The sequence below is a fragment of the Achromobacter marplatensis genome (assembly GCF_049060505.1).
Classification (GTDB): Bacteria; Pseudomonadota; Gammaproteobacteria; order Burkholderiales; family Burkholderiaceae_B; genus Achromobacter; species Achromobacter marplatensis_A.
In genome coordinates, this window is record NZ_JBMGRB010000002.1 from 631,118 (window position 1) to 650,154 (window position 19,037).

14 protein-coding genes are annotated in these 19,037 nt (G+C 66.9%); 4 read left to right on the top strand and 10 right to left on the bottom strand.

The window, feature by feature from the left end:
• Window positions 1-43 precede the first annotated feature (43 nt).
• The gene (locus ACI0FO_RS07675) at window positions 44-3,664 is read left to right on the top strand and encodes an ATP-binding cassette domain-containing protein (protein ID WP_416025479.1); all 3,621 of its coding nucleotides are present in this window, start codon (window positions 44-46) and stop codon (window positions 3,662-3,664) included.
• Here the strand turns inward: ACI0FO_RS07675 and ACI0FO_RS07680 are convergent.
• Window positions 3,636-6,230 carry a penicillin G acylase gene (locus ACI0FO_RS07680; protein WP_416025481.1) on the bottom strand — a complete coding sequence of 865 codons (2,595 nt, stop codon included), beginning with the start codon at window positions 6,228-6,230 and terminating at the stop codon, window positions 3,636-3,638. The genes ACI0FO_RS07675 and ACI0FO_RS07680 overlap by 29 nt on opposite strands.
• 153 nt (window positions 6,231-6,383) lie before the next feature.
• On the opposite strand from ACI0FO_RS07680, the gene ACI0FO_RS07685 reads away from it, so the two are divergent.
• Window positions 6,384-7,361: a LysR family transcriptional regulator gene (locus ACI0FO_RS07685; protein WP_416025483.1), complete on the top strand. Its 978-nt coding sequence runs from the start codon at window positions 6,384-6,386 to the stop codon at window positions 7,359-7,361.
• On the opposite strand, the gene ACI0FO_RS07690 is transcribed toward ACI0FO_RS07685, so the two are convergent.
• From ACI0FO_RS07690 to ACI0FO_RS07730, 9 genes are read right to left on the bottom strand one after another with little or no spacing between them, the layout of a single operon-like run.
• Window positions 7,291-8,061, bottom strand: a complete 771-nt coding sequence (locus ACI0FO_RS07690; protein ID WP_416025484.1) for an SDR family NAD(P)-dependent oxidoreductase — start codon at window positions 8,059-8,061, stop codon at window positions 7,291-7,293. The genes ACI0FO_RS07685 and ACI0FO_RS07690 overlap by 71 nt on opposite strands.
• Before the next feature lies 1 nt (window position 8,062).
• Window positions 8,063-8,761, bottom strand: coding sequence for an ABC transporter ATP-binding protein (locus ACI0FO_RS07695; protein ID WP_416025486.1), 699 nt, complete (start codon window positions 8,759-8,761; stop codon window positions 8,063-8,065).
• Between the two features lie 12 nt (window positions 8,762-8,773).
• Window positions 8,774-9,547: an ABC transporter ATP-binding protein gene (locus tag ACI0FO_RS07700; RefSeq protein WP_416025488.1), complete on the bottom strand. Its 774-nt coding sequence runs from the start codon at window positions 9,545-9,547 to the stop codon at window positions 8,774-8,776.
• Window positions 9,544-10,590 carry a branched-chain amino acid ABC transporter permease gene (locus tag ACI0FO_RS07705; RefSeq protein WP_416025490.1) on the bottom strand — a complete coding sequence of 349 codons (1,047 nt, stop codon included), beginning with the start codon at window positions 10,588-10,590 and terminating at the stop codon, window positions 9,544-9,546. The genes ACI0FO_RS07700 and ACI0FO_RS07705 overlap by 4 nt, the downstream gene beginning before the upstream one ends.
• 29 nt (window positions 10,591-10,619) lie before the next feature.
• Window positions 10,620-11,540, bottom strand: coding sequence for a branched-chain amino acid ABC transporter permease (locus ACI0FO_RS07710; protein WP_105559941.1), 921 nt, complete (start codon window positions 11,538-11,540; stop codon window positions 10,620-10,622).
• A 28-nt stretch (window positions 11,541-11,568) separates the two neighbouring features.
• Complete coding sequence (locus ACI0FO_RS07715) at window positions 11,569-12,750, bottom strand: ABC transporter substrate-binding protein (RefSeq protein ID WP_416025493.1); 1,182 nt, start codon at window positions 12,748-12,750, stop codon at window positions 11,569-11,571.
• Window positions 12,751-12,810: 60 nt separating this feature from the next.
• Entirely contained in the window at window positions 12,811-14,265 is a 1,455-nt protein-coding gene (locus tag ACI0FO_RS07720) for a 2-hydroxymuconic semialdehyde dehydrogenase (protein WP_416025494.1), read from the bottom strand.
• Window positions 14,262-14,987 (bottom strand): class II aldolase/adducin family protein, encoded by a 726-nt coding sequence (locus tag ACI0FO_RS07725; RefSeq protein WP_416025496.1) that lies wholly within the window; start codon window positions 14,985-14,987, stop codon window positions 14,262-14,264. Before ACI0FO_RS07725 ends, ACI0FO_RS07720 begins: the two co-directional genes overlap by 4 nt.
• The gene (locus ACI0FO_RS07730; RefSeq protein ID WP_416025498.1) at window positions 14,984-15,847 is read right to left on the bottom strand and encodes a VOC family protein; all 864 of its coding nucleotides are present in this window, start codon (window positions 15,845-15,847) and stop codon (window positions 14,984-14,986) included. The genes ACI0FO_RS07725 and ACI0FO_RS07730 overlap by 4 nt, the downstream gene beginning before the upstream one ends.
• 149 nt (window positions 15,848-15,996) lie before the next feature.
• Between ACI0FO_RS07730 and ACI0FO_RS07735 the strand changes: the two genes are divergently transcribed.
• Together ACI0FO_RS07735 and ACI0FO_RS07740 are read left to right on the top strand one after the other, a co-directional pair.
• Window positions 15,997-16,710 carry a GntR family transcriptional regulator gene (locus ACI0FO_RS07735; RefSeq protein ID WP_416025500.1) on the top strand — a complete coding sequence of 238 codons (714 nt, stop codon included), beginning with the start codon at window positions 15,997-15,999 and terminating at the stop codon, window positions 16,708-16,710.
• Between the two features lie 376 nt (window positions 16,711-17,086).
• Window positions 17,087-18,973 carry an ABC transporter ATP-binding protein gene (locus ACI0FO_RS07740; RefSeq protein ID WP_416025502.1) on the top strand — a complete coding sequence of 629 codons (1,887 nt, stop codon included), beginning with the start codon at window positions 17,087-17,089 and terminating at the stop codon, window positions 18,971-18,973.
• Window positions 18,974-19,037 lie beyond the last annotated feature (64 nt).

The window sequence follows — 19,037 nt, forward strand, 5'->3', positions numbered from 1 at the left end:
CCATCGGATCAGTGACCATGCAAGCTCTGGATGGAGCATTGATATGTATTTCGACTCTCGATTGTGGCAATTGACCGCGGGCCTGCGCGCCAGCATGGCCGGCGGGATCTTCCTGGGCCTGCTGGCGTTGGCGGCGGGTATTGCCCGCTACGTGTTCCTGGGCCAATTGCTGGCGCGCGTGTTCGACGGCGCGCCCTGGCAGGACTGGGTCACGCCCGCCTTGTGCGTGGGCGCGATGGTGCTGCTGCGCGCCGGCTTCGACCATTTGCGCACGGTGCAGGCCAACCGCACATCCGCCGCGATCCAACAGACGCTGCGTGGCAAACTTTATGACCGCATCGTCGCGCTGGGGCCGGCCTGGTTCGCCAACCAGCGCACGGGCGGCGTCATGCTGACGGTGGTGGACGGCGTCGAACAGTTGCAGACGTTCTTTGGCCAGTACCTGCCGCAAGTCGCCATCGCGGCGGCCGCGCCCTTTGCCATCTTTGCCGTGATCGCGTTCTGGGACGTGCCCACCGCGCTGGTCTTCCTGGCCGCGGCGCTGTTCGCCCTGTTCGGCCCGATGGCGGTCCATATGCTGGACCGCCGCGCCAGCCAGGCGCGCACCCGTGCCCTGAATGCCTTCGGCGAAGACTTCCTGGACGCGGTGCAGGGTTTGCCTACCCTGAAATCGTATGGCCAAGGCAAGGCATGGGGCCAGCGGCTGGCCACCCGCGCGCGCAGCCTGTCGGACAACACCTTCTGGGTATTGTCGGTCAGCCTGCTGACACGCGGCATCAGCGACCTGGGCGTGGCGTTGGGCGCGGCGCTGGCCCTGACGCTGGGCGCCTGGCGCGTCGCCGCCGGCGACATGAGCGTCGAAGCCCTGCTGATCGTGCTGATGGCGGGTACCGAGATCTTCCGCCCCTTGCGCGACCTGCGATCGGTCTTGCACCGCGGCATGCTGGGCCAATCCGCCGCCGTCAGCATCCACGCGCTGATGGATGCGAAGCCGTTGACGCCGGTGCCGGACACCCGCGCCGCAAGCGCCGCGCCCGCCCGGCTGACGCCCACCATCGAATTCGATAATGTGGCGTTCTCGTACACGCCCGAACGCCCCGCCCACCAAGGGCTGGCGTTTCGCATCGCGGCCGGTGAACGCGTGGGCATCGTCGGACCCAGCGGCGCCGGCAAGTCCACCATCGTGCGCCTGCTGCTGCGCGAATGCGTACCCCAGTCGGGCTGCATCCGCGTGGGCGGCCATGACGTGAACACGCTGGACACGCAGACGCTCCTGTCGCACATCGCGCTGGTCAGCCAGGACATCACGCTGTTCCACGGCACCATCGATGACAACCTGCGGCTGGGGCGTCCCGACGCCACCCATGAACAGGTGCGCGCGGCAGCCCGCGCCGCCAATATCGACGACTTCATCATGGCGCTGCCAGACGGCTACGCCACCCGCATCGGCGAGCGCGGCCTGCAACTGTCGGGCGGCCAGCGCCAGCGCGTGGCGATCGCCCGCGCGCTGCTGCGCGACGCGCCCATCCTGATCCTGGACGAAGCGCTGTCGTCGGTGGACACCGAAAACGAAGCCCTGATCCAGCAGGCGCTGGACCGCTTGATGGCGGGCCGCACCACGCTGATCCTGGCCCACCGCCTGGCCAGCGTGATCGGCGCCGACCGCAGTCTGGTGCTGGACCAGGGCCGCGTCGTGGAAGCCGGCCCGCATGCGGAACTCATGGCTCGGCGCGGGCTGTACTACCGCCTGATGCACGAGCAGGCGGCCGCGCACCAGAACCCGTCGGCCGGCTTGCCGTCCGCCAGCGGCAACCCGATTTCCGACGCGCAACCGGCGGCCGCGCCCGACGCCGACCTGGACGACAAGCAAGGCCCCGCCCTGCGCTCGCTGGACGAGGACGCGGAACACGTTGGCTGGCGCGCCACGCTGGGCACGCTGCTGTCGGTGGTGCGCCCCTGGCGCGGCACGCTCATCGCCACCATCCTGCTGGGCGTGGCGCGCGTGGCGGCGTTCATTGGCGTGGGCGTGTTCAGCGCGTTGATCGTGGCCGCCATCCGTGACGGCCGAGAAACTGCCGGGCTGATCGTCGGACTATTGATCGCCGCGCCGCTGGCCGCGTTGTTCCACTGGCTGGAATCGTGGCTGGCACACGCCATGGCGTATCAACTGCTGGCCGACATGCGGGTCAAGCTTTACGACAAGCTGGAACGCCTGGCGCCTGCCTACCTGCTGCAACGCCGCTCCGGCGATCTGGTGGCGCTGGCGACGCAAGACGTCGAAATGGTCGAGTACTTCTACGCGCACACCATTGCGCCCGCCATCGTATCGGTGTTGGTGCCGCTGTCGGTGCTGGGCTTTCTGGGCGTATACAGCTGGCCGGTGGCGTTGGCGCTGCTGCCCTTCCTGGCCTATGCCCTGGTATCACCGGTGCGCGGCCGCCGCCACATCGATGCGTTGGGCGACAAAGCCCGCCATGCCCTGGGCGAAATGAGCGCCCACACTACCGACACCATCCAGGGCCTGGCCGACCTGACCGCCTTCCAGGCCACGGGCCGCCGGCGCGACCAGTTCCTGAAAGTCGCCGACCACTACCGCATCCGCCGCCTGGACATCCTGCGCGACCTGTCGCGTCAGACCGCGTGGTTTGAAGTGGCGATGGGCCTGGGCGGCCTGGCGGTGGCCGTCGTCGGCGCCTTGCAGGTATCGGCCGGGGCGCTGTCGGCCAGCATGCTGCCCCTGTTGGTGCTGATCGCGCTGGCGACCTTCCTGCCCGTGTCGGAAATCTCGCAGGTCAGCCGGCAACTGGCCGACACCATCGCCGCCACGCGCCGCCTGCACGTGGTCGCCAACGAAGCGGAACCCGTCACCGACGGTCCGCTTGCGCCGCCGGTGGCGACGCACGGCCTGTCGCTGACGTTCGAACATGTCAGCTTCGCCTATCCCGGCAAGCAGGAAGACACGCTGAAAGACTTGAGCTTCAAAGCGCCCGCCGGCGCCACGGTCGCGGTGGTGGGCGCATCCGGCGCGGGCAAAAGCACGGTTGCCAGCCTGCTGCTGCGCTTCTGGGACCCGCGCCAGGGCGTCGTGAAGCTGGACGGCGTGGACGTGCGCCACCTGCAACTGGACGGCCTGCGCGAACGCGTGGCGCTGGTCACCCAGGACACCTATCTGTTCAACGACACGCTAGAGGGCAATATCCGGCTGGCCCGACCCGAAGCGACGCCCGAGGACCTGGCCCGCGCGCTGGACCAGGCGGCGCTGACGGACTTCGTGCGGGCGTTGCCCGACGGCCTGGCCACCCCCGTGGGAGAACGCGGCGTGCAGTTGTCGGGCGGCCAACGCCAGCGCATCTCGATCGCCCGGGCCTTCCTGAAGAACGCGCCGGTCCTGATCCTGGACGAGGCCACTTCGCATCTGGACACCTTGTCCGAGATGCAGGTGCGCGGCGCGCTGGACACCCTCATGCGCCATCGCACGACATTGGTGATCGCGCACCGGCTGTCCACGATCCGCGACGCCGACCTGATTCTGGTGCTGGATCGCGGCACCCTGGCGGAAGCCGGCACGCACGACCAATTGCTGCGAAAGCAAGGGGCCTATGCGCGCCTGGCCAGCCACCAGGGCGGCTACGCGGTCAATAACGCAGCGTCTCTACCGACTTAGCGTTGGCGCGTACCTCTGCGTCGGTGAACCAGACGCGCTTGTGGCCAAAGCGGTTGTACAGGTCGAACTGGTCCCCGGCGTGGACGGACGGCGTGCCGTCCGGGGCGACGAAACCGCTTTGTCCCGGCGCGACGACGTCCACGGCGCGCACGCCCCGGCCGTCGAACACCGTCATGTTGTTTTCGGTGCCGCGGTTCTGGGTGGCCGGATAACTCAGCACCGCCTTGCTGTCCGCCTGCGGCACGCCCAGGAAGTTCTTGGGCGCGAACACCATCGGCGGCGCGGGAATGCGCCACGCGGCGGGGTCCTGGCCGTAAGCCTTTTGCAAGACGGCCACGGCCTCGTCCAAGGCGGCCAGACTGACGGCTTCCGGCCGGCGGCCGTTGAAAAAGTCGTATTGCTGCGGCACTCCGGCGCTTGGGCCCGCCAGCGCGTTGAACAGCACCTTGACGCCGACGGTCAGGTTGACCGAGCCGGTCGCGGGCGCGGCCGGTGTCGGGTAGCCCGTGGCGCTATACCACTTGAAGAAGTCGGCCGGCATCTCGTCGGCCAGCGTCGCCTTCAACATGGCGCGCAGCCACGCGTCCATCACCGCCGGGCCGGCATTGTCATAAAACCCCGGCTGCTTGTCGCTGGTGCCCATCCCGTCCCAGGATTGCAGGCCCGCGACCAGCTTCGCCCGAGCGTCATCCGCGGGCAGCCCCGCTACCGCCTGCTGCAGGAATGGCAGGAAATGGCGCCGATTGACGTCGGCATAGCTGGTCGTGCGGATCAGGTCCCACATCTGCTGCGGGCTGACTTTTCCGCCGTTGGCGGTCATGGCTTTCAGGCGCGTCTCGATCTCGGCGTAGCGGTCGGCCTGGCCCCAGACGATTGCGAACAGGTCGGTGGAGGGATAGCCGCGCATGGGCTGGTTGTTCCAGTTGGCGATAAAGCCCTGGCGCGGGTTGTAGACCTGCGGGTTGGTCCCGAACGGCAGCATGCCGTCCCAGTCCATTTCCCCCGTGCCGGGCACGGGCAGGCGCGGATCATGCCCGGGCTTGCGCTTGGGATAGAAGCCCGTGTGTGCGTAGCCAATGTTGCCGCGGTCGTCCGCGTAATACCAGTTGATGGTCAGCGCATGGCGCGCGGCCTGCTGCTTCCATTGGTCCCAGTTGCGCGATTGCGCCTTGTGCGTCCAGGCCATCAGCGATTGCAGTTCGTAGCCCTCCCAGGCGCGCGCCTTGGCATAGGCCACATGCTGCGTGTCGTCGAACTTGGTGACAATGCCGTGCACGGTGCGGTAGACGTCCATCAGGACCGGCTCACCGCCCTTCACCGCAATCAGCTCGGTACGCTTTTCCATCGCCTTCCACTGGCCATTGTGAAAGTACCGCGTGCGGTCGTCCGGATCGAGCTTTTCCGCATAGATGTCCACGTCGTCGCCAAAGCCCGCCGTCGACCCCCAAGTGACGTGCGCGTTGTGGCCGAACAAGATACTGGGATAGGCGAACGGCGTATTGCCCACCACATCGAAACCCGCGCCATGCAGGCCGATACCATAGGTGTAGGCGGGATTCCACCAGCCGAACTGCGGGCCGTTCAAGAGGATCGAACGCGCGTCCTTGGCGTGGTCGCGGCCCACGATCCACATGTTGCTGGTGGTGGGAAAGCCGGCGATACCGGGCTGGCCCGATTCCGCGAACTGCGCCAGCACGCGCGCTTGGGCATCGGCGGGCGCCTCGTCCAGCACGCCACGCGTTTGCGGGTCGCGCGCCACGCGTTCCAGCATCGGCGGCGTGCCGTCATAGCGCGGCAACGCGTAGGACAGTTTTGCGGGACCGCGCGCAGCAGCGTCCGTGCCGGGCTGGTACACGCCCTCTTCCTCGGGCACCGTCGTCGGTGCCCGGCTGTCGGTCATCCAGCGCAGCTGGTTGAATATCTGCATGGCGCGCGCGTCCCCATGCTTGTCCTTCAGCGCGGTCAGCAGCGCCAGGTTATCGACCTCGCTGTTGGCGTCCGAAAACCGGTTGGCCATGGTGCCCACGAAGACCATCGCCACATCGTAAGGCGTCCAGTCGGACGGCTGGAATTGCAAGTCGTTGAATTCCTTAGGCATCAGGCTGCCGGGCCTGTCGCGTATTTGCGCGATCCAGGCATTCATACCCGCTGCGTAGCCGTCCAGGATCTGGCGTTCGGAGGCCGGCAGCGCGGCCAACTGGCGCTGGATGCGTTCAGGCGAGAAATTGCCTCGGATCGACTTGTCGAATGCCACCATCTTTTCGCCCAGCACTTCGGCCACTTGGCCCTGCGTACTGCGGCGTGCCATCTCCATCTGGAACAGGCGGTCCTGCGCGACGGCGTAGCCATAACCGTAAAAGAGGCCGTACACGGTGCCGGCATAAACGTGGGGCATGCCGTATTCGTCGCGCCGGATCGTGACCTGTCCGCTGGCCGCGCGCGGTGCGCGGACCTCTTCGCGGGCCGGTACGGCGGGTGCGGCGGAGTTGGGTTGGGGTTGGGCCTGGGCGGCGCCCGCGCCGGCGCAGGCCGCCAGGATGGCGGCCGACAACAAGTGCTGCTTCATGTGAATCTGTCTCCGTTTCTATAGGCCGCGCCGCGTTGCGAGTCCCGGGCGCGGGGCGCGGCGCCTCTTGCGGGCACCGTCTACGGACCATGATACGAAGCGCCAAACTATAATTCCAATGCATTTATTTCATAGCTTTCATGCGCTTTAAACATGGACCTTCAGAAACTCAAGCACCTGCTGGCCGTCGTCGAGCACGGCACGTTTTCGCGCGCGGCGGAAAAAGTGAACCTGTCGCAGCCAGCGCTCAGCCGCAGCATCCAGGCGCTGGAGGCCGAACTTGGCCTGCCATTGCTGGACCGCGGCACGCGTCAGGTTCGCCTGACACCCTATGGCGCCTGCGTGGCCGAACGCGCCCGGCGCATGCGCTTCGAAGAAGCCGAGCTGCAACGGGAATTGAAAACGCTGCACAGCGGCGAATCAGGCACGCTGACGATCGGCCTGAGCCCCACGCCAGCATCCCTGCTGCTGTCGCCTTTCCTGACCCACATGGCGGCCAATCATCCCCAAGTGCGCGTGGGGATCGAACTGGGCGCCACGGCGGCGCTATTGGAGATGCTGCGCGGCGAACACATCGACGCGATGGTCTGCGACGCACGCATGCTGTACGACGCGGCCGATATCGACACGCGTCCGCTCGCGCCGTTGCGCGCCGGCATGGTGTGCCGCAAGGGGCATCCCATCCTGGCGCACAAGCGGATCGGCATCGAACAGATCCGCCAGTATCCGGTGGCGTCCAGCACCCTCAGCCCCGAGGTGTCGTTGCGGTTGGCGGAAACGTTGGGGCCGGGCGGCGCGCCGGAATCGATGGTGACGACGCGCTGCGAAAACCTGGACCCGCTGGTGGACCTGGCGTTGCATACCGACACGCTGCTGCTGGGCGTGATCTGCGTCACCCGCCATGAACAGGCCGCCGGCAAACTGGTGGAGGTGCCGATTCCGCCCGACCGGCAACGACAGGGCCATTACGTGCTGGCGCGCCTGGCCGGGCGGACACCCCTGACGGCGCAAGACGCGCTGTACGCCTTCACGCAGCAATGCTGGGCGGGATTTGCGGCGGTTAATCCGGCACGGCGACCGTATAGTTCAGCGCCAGCCGCCCCCCGTCGACGTACACCGTCTGCCCGGTGACGTAGCTGGCGTCGTCGCCCGCCAGGAACACGGCCACCTTCGCCACTTCGTCCGTCTGCCCCAGGCGCTGCATCGGAATCCGGGACAAGACGGTGCGCCGGGCGACGGGATCGCTGGTGATCGTTGCCAGGATCTCGGTGTCGATGCTGCCCGGCCCAATGGCGTTCACCCGTATCCCATGCGGCGCCAGCGACAAGGCCATCGATTTCGTCATCTGCCGGACAGCGCCCTTGCTGGCGCCATAGGCCAATTGGTCCGGCATGGCCAATTCCGCAGTCATCGACGACAGCGTCACGATCGCGCCGTTGCGCCGGCCGCCCGCGACCATCGCGCGCGCCGCGGCCTGCGCCACCAGAAAGGTGCCGCGCACATTGACGTTCATGACGGCATCCAGGTCTTCAAGCGTCAGGTCCAGGAAGTCCGCCGCCCGGATCACGCCGGCATTGCAAACGCAGATGTCCAGGCCGCCCCAGCGCGCCACGCAGTCGTCCGCCAGTGCCTGCGCCGCGGCCGGGTCGGTCACGTCGGCCACGCGTGCCGCCGCGCGTTCGCCCAGCGCGCGCGCGGCCGCCGCCAGCTCGGCCTCCTTGCGGTCGGCCAGCAGCACATAGGCGCCCTCGTCCACGAACCGCCTTGCAATCGCCAACCCGATACCGCCCGCCGCGCCGGTCACCAGCGCCACCCTGTCCTGCAATTTCATTTCAAACTCCCACGTAAGCGGCCACCAGGTCGGGCCGCGCGGACAATTCCGCCGAACTGCCGCGCCACGCCGTCGCGCCCTTGTCCAGGATGACGTTCCGGTCAGACAAACGCAGCAGCGCCGTGGTGTTCTTGTCCACCACGATCATCGACAGCCCCTCGGCTTTCAGTTGCGCCAGCACGCGCCAGATCTCGGCCCGCACCACGGGCGCCAGACCTTCAGTGGCTTCGTCCAGCACCAACAGGCTGGGGTTGGTCATCAGCGCGCGTCCCAGCGCCAGCATCTGCTGTTCGCCGCCCGACAGCTGGGTGCCCAGATTGGCGCGGCGTTCCTGCAACCGGGGAAACAGCGCGTAGACGCGGGACAGCGTCCAGGCCGGCGCGCGGCCGCGGTCGCTGGCGGTGGCCACCAGATTCTCTTCGACGGTCAGCGTGGGGAAGATCTGGCGCCCTTCCGGCACCAGCGATAAGCCCAGCCGTCCGATCCGGTATGGCGCCATGCCGCGCAACGAGCGGTCGCCGTACTGGATGCTGCCCTGGCTGGCGGGCAGCAAGCCAAACAGGCATTTGATGACCGTGCTGCGGCCCATGCCATTGCGGCCGATCAGGCCCACCACTTCGCCTTGCCCGACGTCCAGGTCCACGCCGAACAGCGCCTGGCAGTGGCCGTAGCCCGCCGTCAATCCGCGTATCGTCAACATCGCGGCTCTCCTTCAAGCGTCGGCGTCGTCGCCCAGATAGGCGCGGCGCACGTCTGGGTGGTTGCGGATCGCGTCGGCGGTGCCGGTCGCGATGACCTTGCCGTAGACCAGCACGCTGATGCGGTCGGCCAGCGCGAAGACGGCGTTCATGTCGTGTTCCACCAGCACGATCGTGTAGCGGCCCTTCAGGCTTTGCAACAGGGCGATGACATCCGCACTTTCGGCCGCGCTCATGCCTGCCATCGGTTCGTCCAGCAGCAAGACGGACGGCTGGCCCGCCAACGCCATGGCGATTTCCAACTGGCGGCGCTGTCCGTAGCCCAGGCTTTCCACCGGCGACTCGGCCACCGCGTCCAGGCGGCAGGCGTGCAATGCCTCGCGCGCGGCCTGGACCACGTCGGCGCAATCGCGCAGCGCCGTCCAGGCCGACAATCCGCGCCGGCGCTTGCGCAACGCCGCCAGGCAGGCGTTTTCCAACACGGTGTAGCTATCGAATACCGAGGTCACCTGATACGAGCGCAGCATGCCCAACGCGACCCGTTCCTGGACGGTCGCCCGCGAGACATCCGCCGCCCCCAGGCAGACCGACCCGCCATCGGGCCGCAGTTCGCCGGACAGCAGATTGATCAGCGTGGTCTTGCCCGCGCCGTTGGGGCCGATCAACGCGTGTAGTTCGCCCGGCGCCACATCCAGCGACACGCCATCCGTGGCGGCCAGCCCGCCAAAGCGGCGGACCAGATCGCGGGTGGCCAGCGCGGCCGGCGCGCTCATTGCGGCGGCCGTCATACCGAGGCCTCGTTGATCCGGGCCTTGTTGGCTTGCGCCCTATTGGCTTGCGCCTCGGCGGCCAAGGCGGGCGTCATCGTTTGCGCATCGGCAGGCGCCGGCCGCGGCCCGTGCAGCCATGCCAGCGACCTGCCGTAGCCGCCCCGTGCCAGCATCGCGATCACCACCACCACCGGCCCCATCAACAACATCCAATGCTGGGTGACGCTCTTGAAAAGTTCTTCCAGCAGCAGGTACGCCACCGCGCCGAAGATCGGCCCCAGCACATTGCCCAGGCCGCCGATCACCACCATGACGATCAGTTCGCCCGACACCGGCCAAGACATGTAGCTGGGCGACGCGAACGCGGTCAGGTTGGCCAGCAGCAGGCCCGCAATGCCCGTCAGCACGCCCGAAGCCACATAGGCCGCCAGCCGCACGCCGAACACCGAATAGCCCAGCGCGTCCACGCGTCGCGGATTGGCGTGCGTGGCCCGCAGGATCATGCCGAAAGGGGATCGCCGCAACCGCAGCATCGCCAGGCTGGCCGCCAGCAGCAGCGCCCACGCCGCCCAATACACCGGCTGGCTGCCGCCCAGGTCGAACAGACCGAACGCGCTGGCCTCGTAGATGTTCAGGCCGTCGTCACCCCCGTACTCGCGCAAGCTGACCGCCAGGAAATAGAACATCTGCGCAAAGGCGAGCGTGATCATGATGAAACCGATGCCCGAGGTGCGCAGGCACACCGTCCCGACCACCAGGGCGACCAACGCGCAGACCGCGATGCAAACGGCCAACTGCGCCCAGCCATTGCCGATGCCGTAGAAGCTCAGGATGCCCACGGCATAGCAGCCCAGGCCCAGGAACATGGCGTGGCCGAAGCTCACCAGCCCGGCAAAGCCCAGCACCAGGTTCAGCGCCAATGCCGCCAGCGCGTAGATCAGGATGCGCGCGCCCAGCGTCACATAAAAGGGTTCGCCCAGCCATTGCGCCACGAACGGCACGGCGGCCAAGCCCAGGAACAGCAGCGGCAGCGCCCAGCGCCGGCGGTTAGGTTCTTGCATGATCGATTGCCCCTGTGCATTGGCGCGGCTTAGCGGCGCGCCGAAAAGACCAGGCCTTGCGGGCGGACCGCCAGCACCACGGCCATCAGTACGTAGATCAGCATGGACGCCAGTGCCGGCCCGACCGCATTGGCGACGGGCGCGTCGAACACCGCGCGCAGCAGGTCCGGCAGAAAGGCGCGTCCCAGTGTGTCGATCATCGCGATCAGCAGCGCGGCGATCAGCGTGCCGCGCACCGAACCGATGCCGCCCACCACGATCACCACCAACGCCAGGATCAACACCGGTTCGCCCATGCCCGACTGCACCGACAGGATCGGCCCCGCCAGCGCGCCCGCCACGCCGGCCAGCACCGACCCCAGCAGAAACAGCAGCGTCTTCAGCAAATCCACATTCGCACCCAACACGCTGGCAATGGGCGCGTTGCTGGCCCCGGCGCGGATCAGCATGCCGAAGCGCGTGCGCTGAATCAGAAACCACGCCCCCACGGCGACCAGCGCGCCGATCCCGATGATCATCAGCCGGTACACGGGGTAATCGCTGCCGAACAGGCTGACGGCGCCCTCCAGCCCCTGCGGGATCGCGGCGTAGTAGGGCCGGCTGCCCCAGATGACCGAAGCCAGCTCGTTGAAGAACATCATCAGCCCGAAGGTGGCCAGCACCTGGTACAGATGGTCGTGCCGGTACAGCGGGCGCGCGATCAGCCGTTCCAGCACCACGCCGACGAACGCGCTTCCCGCCACGGCGGCCAGGATCGAAAACGCGAACGAGCCGCTGGCGTTATAGGCGGTGGCTCCCAGGAAGGCGCCGATCATGTAGAGCGAACCGTGCGCCAGGTTGATGAAATTCATGATGCCGAAGATCAGGGTCAGCCCGGACGACATCAGGAACAGCAACGCGCCCAGTTGCAGGCCATTCAGCAATTGCGACAACAGCAGCGATCCATTCATCGGATGTCTCCCGGGGGCCGCCGGCCCATCACTTCAGCGGGCAGTCCGCCACGTAGGCGTCCTGATGATCCGTCAGCACCGTGGCAAGCTGTTTCAGGCCAATGCCGTCGCCCTCTTTCACCACTTGGTACGCATACAGATTCTGCACCGGCATATTGTTGGTGTTGAAGCGGAACTTGCCGCGCACGGACGGGAACGTGGCGCCCGCCGCCTTTACGGCAGCCGCCAGCGACTTGCTGTCCCCCACCTTGCCGCCCTGCGCGCGCACGGCCGCATCCAGCAGGTAGGCCGCGTCGTAACCGCCCACGGCATATTCCGACGGCAGGCGGCCGTACTTGGCCTTGAAGGACTCGACGAATTTTCGGTTCTGCGGGTTGTCCAGCGTGGTCGCCCAGGGCGTGCCGTAGATGGCGCCAACGGCCTGTTCCTTCAGTGCGGTCAGCGTGTTGGAATCGATCAGGCTTTCCGAAAAGAACGGCAGCTTCTCCATCAGCCCGGCCTGGCGCAGCTGGCGCACGAAGTTCACGCCCACGCCGCCGGTATAGAAGGCGAACAGCGCATCGGGGCCGGCCGACTGCATGCGCGAGATCTCGGCCGAATAGTCCAGTTGCCCCAGCTGCGTATAGACCTCGTCGGCCGGCGCCGCGCCATAGAAGCGCTTGAAGCCAGCCAGTTTGTCCTTGCCCGCCTGGTAGTTGGCCGACATCAGATACGCGCGCTGGTAGCCCTGGTCTTTCACGTACTTGCCCATGGCCTCCGACATGCTGTCGTTCTGCCAACCCAGCACGAACAGATTCGGCAGGCACATGCGGCCGGCGATCGGCGCCGGCCCCGCATTGGTGGACAGCGCCACCACGCCGGACTCCTTGATGCGCCGCAGCTCGGCCATCAGCACATTCGAAAAGCCCAGCCCGACCATCACGTCGACCTTGTCCTTTTCAATGAACTTCTGCACGATCTGCGCGCCTACGTCCGGCTTGAGCTGATCATCGTCGCGGATCACCACCGCCTTCTGCCCGCCCAGGCTGCCGCCCAACTGCTCGATGCCCAGCATCAGCCCGTCGTACTGGTCCTGGCCCAGCGCCGCCTGCGGTCCGGACAGCACGCCCGTGAAGCCGATGCGGATGTCGGCGCGCGCCGACTGCGGCGCCGCCACGGTCAGGGCCGCCGCCGCAGCCAGCGCGGCCAGGCCGCTTGGGATTGCTTGCATGAGATGTCTCCTTGGGGGTTGGGCGGCGGCGCCGTTCTGCGCGGCGCCTGCCTTGACGCATCAGAGCTTCACGCAGACATTGCGCAGCTCGGTGTAGAACTCCAGCGAATGCACGCCGCCTTCGCGGCCGATGCCCGATTGCTTGGCGCCGCCGAACGCCGTGCGCAGGTCGCGCAGGAACCACGAGTTGATCCAGCAGATGCCCACATCCAGCGCCGCGCCCAGGCGGTGGGCCGTGCCGACATTGCTTGTCCACACCGTCGCGGCCAGGCCATAGGGCGTGGCGTTGGCCAGGGCGATGGCTTCTTCTTCCGTATCGAACGGCGCGATGTGGCAGCACGGCCCGAAGATCTCTTGCTGGATGACCGCCGACGATTCCGGCAGGCCGGTCCAGATGGTGGGCTGGACCCACGCACCGGCAGCCAGGCCGTCGGGCATGTCCGGCACGCCGCCGCCCGCCACCACGGTCGCGCCCTCTTCCTTGGCGCGCGCGTAGAAGCCCAGCACCTTGTCGCGATGGCGCTGCGAGATCAGCGGCCCCAGGTTCACGCCCGGGTCCTTGGGCCGCCCCAGCTTGAAGCCGCGCGCCCGCGCGCCCAGCGCCTCGACGAAACGCTCGAAGATGGCCCGCTGCACATAAACGCGTTCGGTGCCCAGGCAGACCTGCCCCGTGTTGTCGAACGCCGCCCGGGCAATGCCCGCCACGGCGCGGTCGAAATCGGCATCCGCGAACACGATGCCCGCATTCTTGCCGCCCAGCTCGAACGACACCGGCCGCACGCCTACCGCCGCGGCCTGCATGATGGCTTCGCCAGTGCGGGTCTCGCCCGTGAACGTGATGCCGTCCACCAGGGGATGGCGGCTGAGTTTTTCGCCCGCCGAGCCCGGCCCGAAGCCGTGGACCACGTTGTAGACGCCGGCCGGCACGCCGACGTCGTTCATGACTTCACCCAGCAACGTGGCAGTGCCCGGCGTGTCTTCGGACGGCTTGACCACGACCGTATTGCCGCAAGCCAGGGCCGGCCCGACCTTCCAGGTCATCAGCAGCAGCGGCAGGTTCCACGGACAGATCACGCCGATGACCCCGCGTGGCACGCGCACGCCGTAGTTCAGCGCATGGCCGCCGTCAGGCGTTTCCAGGTCAAAGGTCTCGTTGGGGACGTTACGGATCAGGTCCGCGAATATCTTGAAATTGGCCGCGCCGCGCGGAATGTCCAAGTGGCTGGCCAGGTCGTAGGGCTTGCCGGTGTCGGCGATCTCGGCATCGACGAAATCATCGAAACGCCGAGTGATGCCGTCGGCCACCGCGTGCAACAGATCCACCCGTTGCTGCGTTTTCAATTGGCCCCACGGGCCACGTAGCGCCGCCTTGGCCGCTCGCGCCGCGGCGTCGACTTCGGCGTCGCCCGCCTCGTGCACCCGCCCGATCAGCCGGTTGTCGACCGGATCGCGGTTGTCAAAGGTCTTTCCCGTTTCGACCCAACGGCCATCGATGAAGTTGCGGAAATCGGTCATTGCGCCCTCGGTTGTGACAGGTCCGCCAGCGCACCCTCGGGGTCGTCGGCGGTCAGGAATTCCCACATGCGTTCATAGATGCGGCCAGTGCCCACCGCGCGGACGGCGGCCTCTTCAGGCGACAGCACGGGCGCGCCATCGGCCAGTCCGGCCGCGCGCAGCTGCCATTCGATGCGGGCGGCGTCTTCCAGATACCAGGTCAGCACCGTGGCATGCATCAGCGATTCGGCCGCCACCACCGCGCCGTTACCGCGCATCGCGATCGCGCTGGCGGCGCCCAGGGTCTGGGCCACGCCGCGCGCCTGCGCATCGGTGCGCACCAGTTGCGGGTCGTCCCACAGCGGCACGGCGGGCGAGAAATAAGAACCCATGCCGTGGCGCGGCGCGGGCGTGACGCGCGCCGATGACAGGGTCATCACGGTCGGCGGCATGGACCGCACCACGCCCCCGACATCGGGACGCAAACGATAGATGTGCTGATGGATGCGCACTTCGCCCAGCACGCCGTCTGGCAAGTCTCCGTGCACCGGCACCACCGTGCCTGTTTCGCCGGACGCGATCAGCCCCATGGGCCGCGCCGCGCACACCAGGAAATGGCCGGCGTCCAGCCGGCTGCTGCAATGCCCGTAGGCGTGGACCAGGTTGGCCCGGGCCAGCGCGCGCGCGGCGACGCGCACCAGCGCCTCTTGCCCGCCGCTGGCGGCCTTGCGCGCTGCGCTCATGTCTTGAACTCCGGGATATCGGGCTTGGCGCCCCACATGCAGAACGACGACGGCACCGCCGGAAAGCTGCGCGGCCGGTGGGTCTTTTCTTCTTCGGCGCTGATCAGCCGCACGCCGGTGGAGTATTCGTAGATCATCCCGTCCGGCCCATCGAAGTACAGGAACATCGCGCCCGAGGTCGGATGGCGGCCGGGGCCAAAGCGGATCGGCACGTTCCATTCGCGCAACTGATACCAGGCGCGCATGATGTCGTCGATGCTGTCGACCTGATGGTTGATGTGCTGCACGCCCGGATACGACGACGGGAACAGCGCGATCTTGTGATGGACTTCATCGATGCGCAGTAGCGGCGCTTCGCCGATGCGGTCACTGACGCGCGCGGACAGCAAGCCCGTCCAGAAGGCTTCGTCGCGCCGCGGGTCCAGCGTGCGCAGGCCGATGTGCGAGAACCCGGTGATGCCGGCGTCGCGGCCGGGAAAATACCGCCGGCCGCTGTGGTGCGGCGCCAGTACCAGTTCAATGCGGTTGCCGGACGGGTCGGTGAATTGCAGGAAATCGCGCACATAGCGCTGCTCTGCGTCTTCACGCCGCCCGGCGGCGACCGCGTACCCGCTGCGTTCCAGCACCGCGCCGGCGCGCTCCAGCTCTTCCGGCGAATCCACCTCGAACGCGGCCGTATGGTCGCGCGGATCACCGTCGAAATAGCACAGGGTGTGGTCGCGCGAGTCGGACTTGAAATACGCCGCCCCGTGTTCCTTGCGGGCAAGCTCCAGTCCCAGCACCGTGGTCGCGTAGCGGACCGCGGCGTCCAGATCACGGGTGCCCAGCCGGACGTACCGGATGTCATGTAGCCGTATCACTGCTTGTCTCCTGGCGCGCCTGCCGCCGGCCGGTGCCGGGGGAATTTTTCCGCTTCAAGGGCGGCGCTTTTTTCTACGATAGGCAGCACAAATCTCGAAGTCAACAATTTTTATCGAGATTTTTTTAGCGCAGTGCTACATTGCTATTCATGTCAGATGGAACCTCCCTCCCCTCGCTTGCCCATACCGCCTCGGCCAACACGCTGGTGGGCACGGCCTATGTCAACTTGCGACGCGACATCATCCAGGGCAAGCATCCGCCCGGCTCGCGCCTGCGCGTCGAACACCTGAAAGACGACTACGGCGTGGGTGCGGGCACGCTGCGTGAAGCACTGGCGCTGCTGGTGTCCGATGCGCTGGTCATCGCGCAGGGGCAGCGCGGCTTTCACGTCACCCCCATTTCGCTGGACGACTTCCGCGACATCACCGAAAACCGGGTGTTGCTGGAAACCGAAGCGTTGCGCCAGTCGATCGCCGTGGGGGACGACACCTGGGAAAGCGCGGTGCTGGGCGCCTTCCATCGCCTGAGCAAAGCGGAACAGCGCCTGGCCGCCGACCCCGAGGCCCGCTTCGAAGAATGGGAACAGCGCAACCGCGAGTTCCACCGCGAATTGATCAGCGCCTGTCCGTCACGCTGGATGCACCACTTCCTGGGCATCCTGTATCAGCAGGCCGAGCGCTACCGCCGCCTGACGGTCACGCGCAAGCCCATCGCCCGTGATCTGCACGATGAACACCAGGGCATTCTTGACGCCACGCTGGCACGCGATGCCGACCAGGCCTGCACGCTGCTGGCGGCCCACATCCGCCTGACTTACGAGGCCGTCGCGCAACTGCCCGCAGACCTGTTCACGTCGGCATGACACGTGCGCCCGAGAGTTGAAAAAAACCCACACTCGGCATGGCGCGGGCGCGTCCCCCGTTGATTCGCCTACATCACTTCTATAGAATCAGCAATACGGGCCTTTGCTCATTTCCTTTTTTTCGTCCACTCAAATCACCGACAGGGAGGCTGCATGATGACTCACCCCATGCTCAACGCCGTCCCGCGCGTGTCCCCGCGACGCCATTAAGTCGTCGCCCGCGCGGAACCATCGCTAGACCGTTACCTGGCGACTGGTCCTCCGTGCCCGCTCCAAACTCCTGAACGCAGTCGCCGGTGCCATGGGCATCCGGCTTGTTATCCCCTCTTTCCTCACAAGGACATCCTGGCGTGTCTTGTGCCGCCGGGCCATTGTTATGGCTAGAAAAAAAATAGACTTTCGAGGACAGGCCTTTAAGGATGTCCTGGGCTTTACCTTTCGCCACTGGGGCCTGCAACCCTGGCGCACGCTTGTCATTGTGCTGTTGGCGTTGTTGTCGGCCGTGGCCGATATCCTGACCCCGATGTACGCGGGCCGGCTGGTCGACGCCGTGGCCTCGGGTTCGACCGGCGACGACCTGGCCTGGAGCGCCGCCATCACGGCCTTCTGGCTGCTGGTGGCGCTGGGCGTGGGCGGCACCCTGCTGCGCCAGGCCGTGTTCCAGAACATCATCACCTTCACGTTGAAGATGATGAACGGCATCGTGTCCAACGCCTTCTACCGCGTGCAGCGTTTTTCCACTGATTGGCATGCCAACAGCTTCGCCGGCTCGACGGTGCGCAAGATCACGCGCGGCATGTGGGCCGTCGACATCCTGAACGACACACTGCTGATCGCGCTGCTGCCGTCCATCGTGATGCTGGTGGGCGCCACGGCGTTGCTGGGCGCGCACTGGCCGCTGATGGGGCTGGTGGTGGGCCTGGGGTCGGTGCTGTACATCGCCGTCACCGCCGCGCTGTCGCTCGGCTTCGTGGCGCCGGCCGCGCGCCTGGGCAACGCCTGGGATACCCGCATGGGCGGCGCGCTGGCCGACGCCGTCAGCTGCAACGCGGTCGTCAAGGCCTTCGGCGCGGAAACGCGCGAGGAAGTCCGGCTGGACCGCGTGGTCAACAAATGGCGTAACCGCACGCGCCGCACCTGGGTGCGCGCCACGTTGAACGGCGGCATTCAGGGTGCGATGCTGGTGGCCATGCAAGCGGCCATTCTGGGCGCGTCGCTGCTGCTGTGGTCACGCAACCAGGCGACCGTAGGCGACATCACCTTCACATTGACGATGTTCTTCGTACTGCAAGGCTATCTGCGCGACGTGGGCATGCACATCCGCAATCTGCAGCGTTCGGTCAACGACATGGAAGAACTGGTGGCGATGGAACGCCAGCCGCTAGGCGTGGCCGACCGGCCGGGCGCGGGCACGATCCGGATCACCGCCGGTGAAATCCGATTCGAAGACGTGACGTTCCGTTATGGTTCGCACAACACCGCGCTGTACGACAAATTTTCCGCGCGCATCGCGCCGGGAGAACGCGTCGGGCTGGTGGGTCATTCGGGTTCGGGCAAGACCACGTTCATCAAGCTGATCCAGCGCCTGTACGACGTGAACGACGGCCGCATCACCATCGACGGGCAAGACATTGCCCAGGTGAAGCAGGCGTCGCTGCGCAGCCAGATCGCCATCGTGCAGCAGGATCCAGTGCTGTTCCACCGCACGCTGGCCGAGAACATCGCCTACGCGCGGCCCGGCGCCACGCAGGCCGAAATCGAGCAAGCGGCCCGGTTGGCCAGCGCGCACGACTTCATCATGTCGCTGCCCAAAGGCTATGACACGCTGGTGGGCGAACGCGGCGTGAAGCTGTCGGGCGGCGAACGCCAGCGCGTGGCGATCGCGCGGGCGTTCCTGGCGGACTCGCCCATCCTGATCCTGGACGAGGCAACCTCCAGCCTGGACAGCGAAAGCGAAGTGCTGATCCAGCAAGCCATGGACCGGCTGATGGAAGGCCGCACCACGCTGGTGGTGGCGCACCGCCTGTCGACCGTGCGCGCGCTGGACCGCCTGCTGGTGATGGATCGCGGCCGCATCATCGAAGAAGGCAGCCACGATGCGCTGATCCGTTTGAAGGGCGGCCTGTACCGGCGCCTGTTCGAGCGCCAGGCCCTGGAACTGACCAAGGGCCTGACGCCCGCGGAAATGTTGCAGGATGGCGCCGCGCCGCCTTCGGTCAAGGAAGAAGACCTGGACGAAGACGCCTACGCGTTCGGCAAGTAAGCGGCTTGGCCGCTTAACGGAAAGGCGGAAAAGCGGAAAAGGGCCTGGCGCGGCAACGCGGTCA

Bases quoted from the DNA above. Each gene is read 5' to 3' on its own strand.
- ACI0FO_RS07675 (WP_416025479.1), top strand. From the start codon at position 44: ATGTATTTCGACTCTCGATTGTGGCAATTGACCGCGGGCCTGCGCGCC.
- ACI0FO_RS07680 (WP_416025481.1), bottom strand. From the start codon at position 6,230: ATGAAGCAGCACTTGTTGTCGGCCGCCATCCTGGCGGCCTGCGCCGGC.
- ACI0FO_RS07685 (WP_416025483.1), top strand. From the start codon at position 6,384: ATGGACCTTCAGAAACTCAAGCACCTGCTGGCCGTCGTCGAGCACGGC.
- ACI0FO_RS07690 (WP_416025484.1), bottom strand. From the start codon at position 8,061: ATGAAATTGCAGGACAGGGTGGCGCTGGTGACCGGCGCGGCGGGCGGT.
- ACI0FO_RS07695 (WP_416025486.1), bottom strand. From the start codon at position 8,761: ATGTTGACGATACGCGGATTGACGGCGGGCTACGGCCACTGCCAGGCG.
- ACI0FO_RS07700 (WP_416025488.1), bottom strand. From the start codon at position 9,547: ATGACGGCCGCCGCAATGAGCGCGCCGGCCGCGCTGGCCACCCGCGAT.
- ACI0FO_RS07705 (WP_416025490.1), bottom strand. From the start codon at position 10,590: ATGCAAGAACCTAACCGCCGGCGCTGGGCGCTGCCGCTGCTGTTCCTG.
- ACI0FO_RS07710 (WP_105559941.1), bottom strand. From the start codon at position 11,540: ATGAATGGATCGCTGCTGTTGTCGCAATTGCTGAATGGCCTGCAACTG.
- ACI0FO_RS07715 (WP_416025493.1), bottom strand. From the start codon at position 12,750: ATGCAAGCAATCCCAAGCGGCCTGGCCGCGCTGGCTGCGGCGGCGGCC.
- ACI0FO_RS07720 (WP_416025494.1), bottom strand. From the start codon at position 14,265: ATGACCGATTTCCGCAACTTCATCGATGGCCGTTGGGTCGAAACGGGA.
- ACI0FO_RS07725 (WP_416025496.1), bottom strand. From the start codon at position 14,987: ATGAGCGCAGCGCGCAAGGCCGCCAGCGGCGGGCAAGAGGCGCTGGTG.
- ACI0FO_RS07735 (WP_416025500.1), top strand. From the start codon at position 15,997: ATGTCAGATGGAACCTCCCTCCCCTCGCTTGCCCATACCGCCTCGGCC.
- ACI0FO_RS07740 (WP_416025502.1), top strand. From the start codon at position 17,087: ATGGCTAGAAAAAAAATAGACTTTCGAGGACAGGCCTTTAAGGATGTC.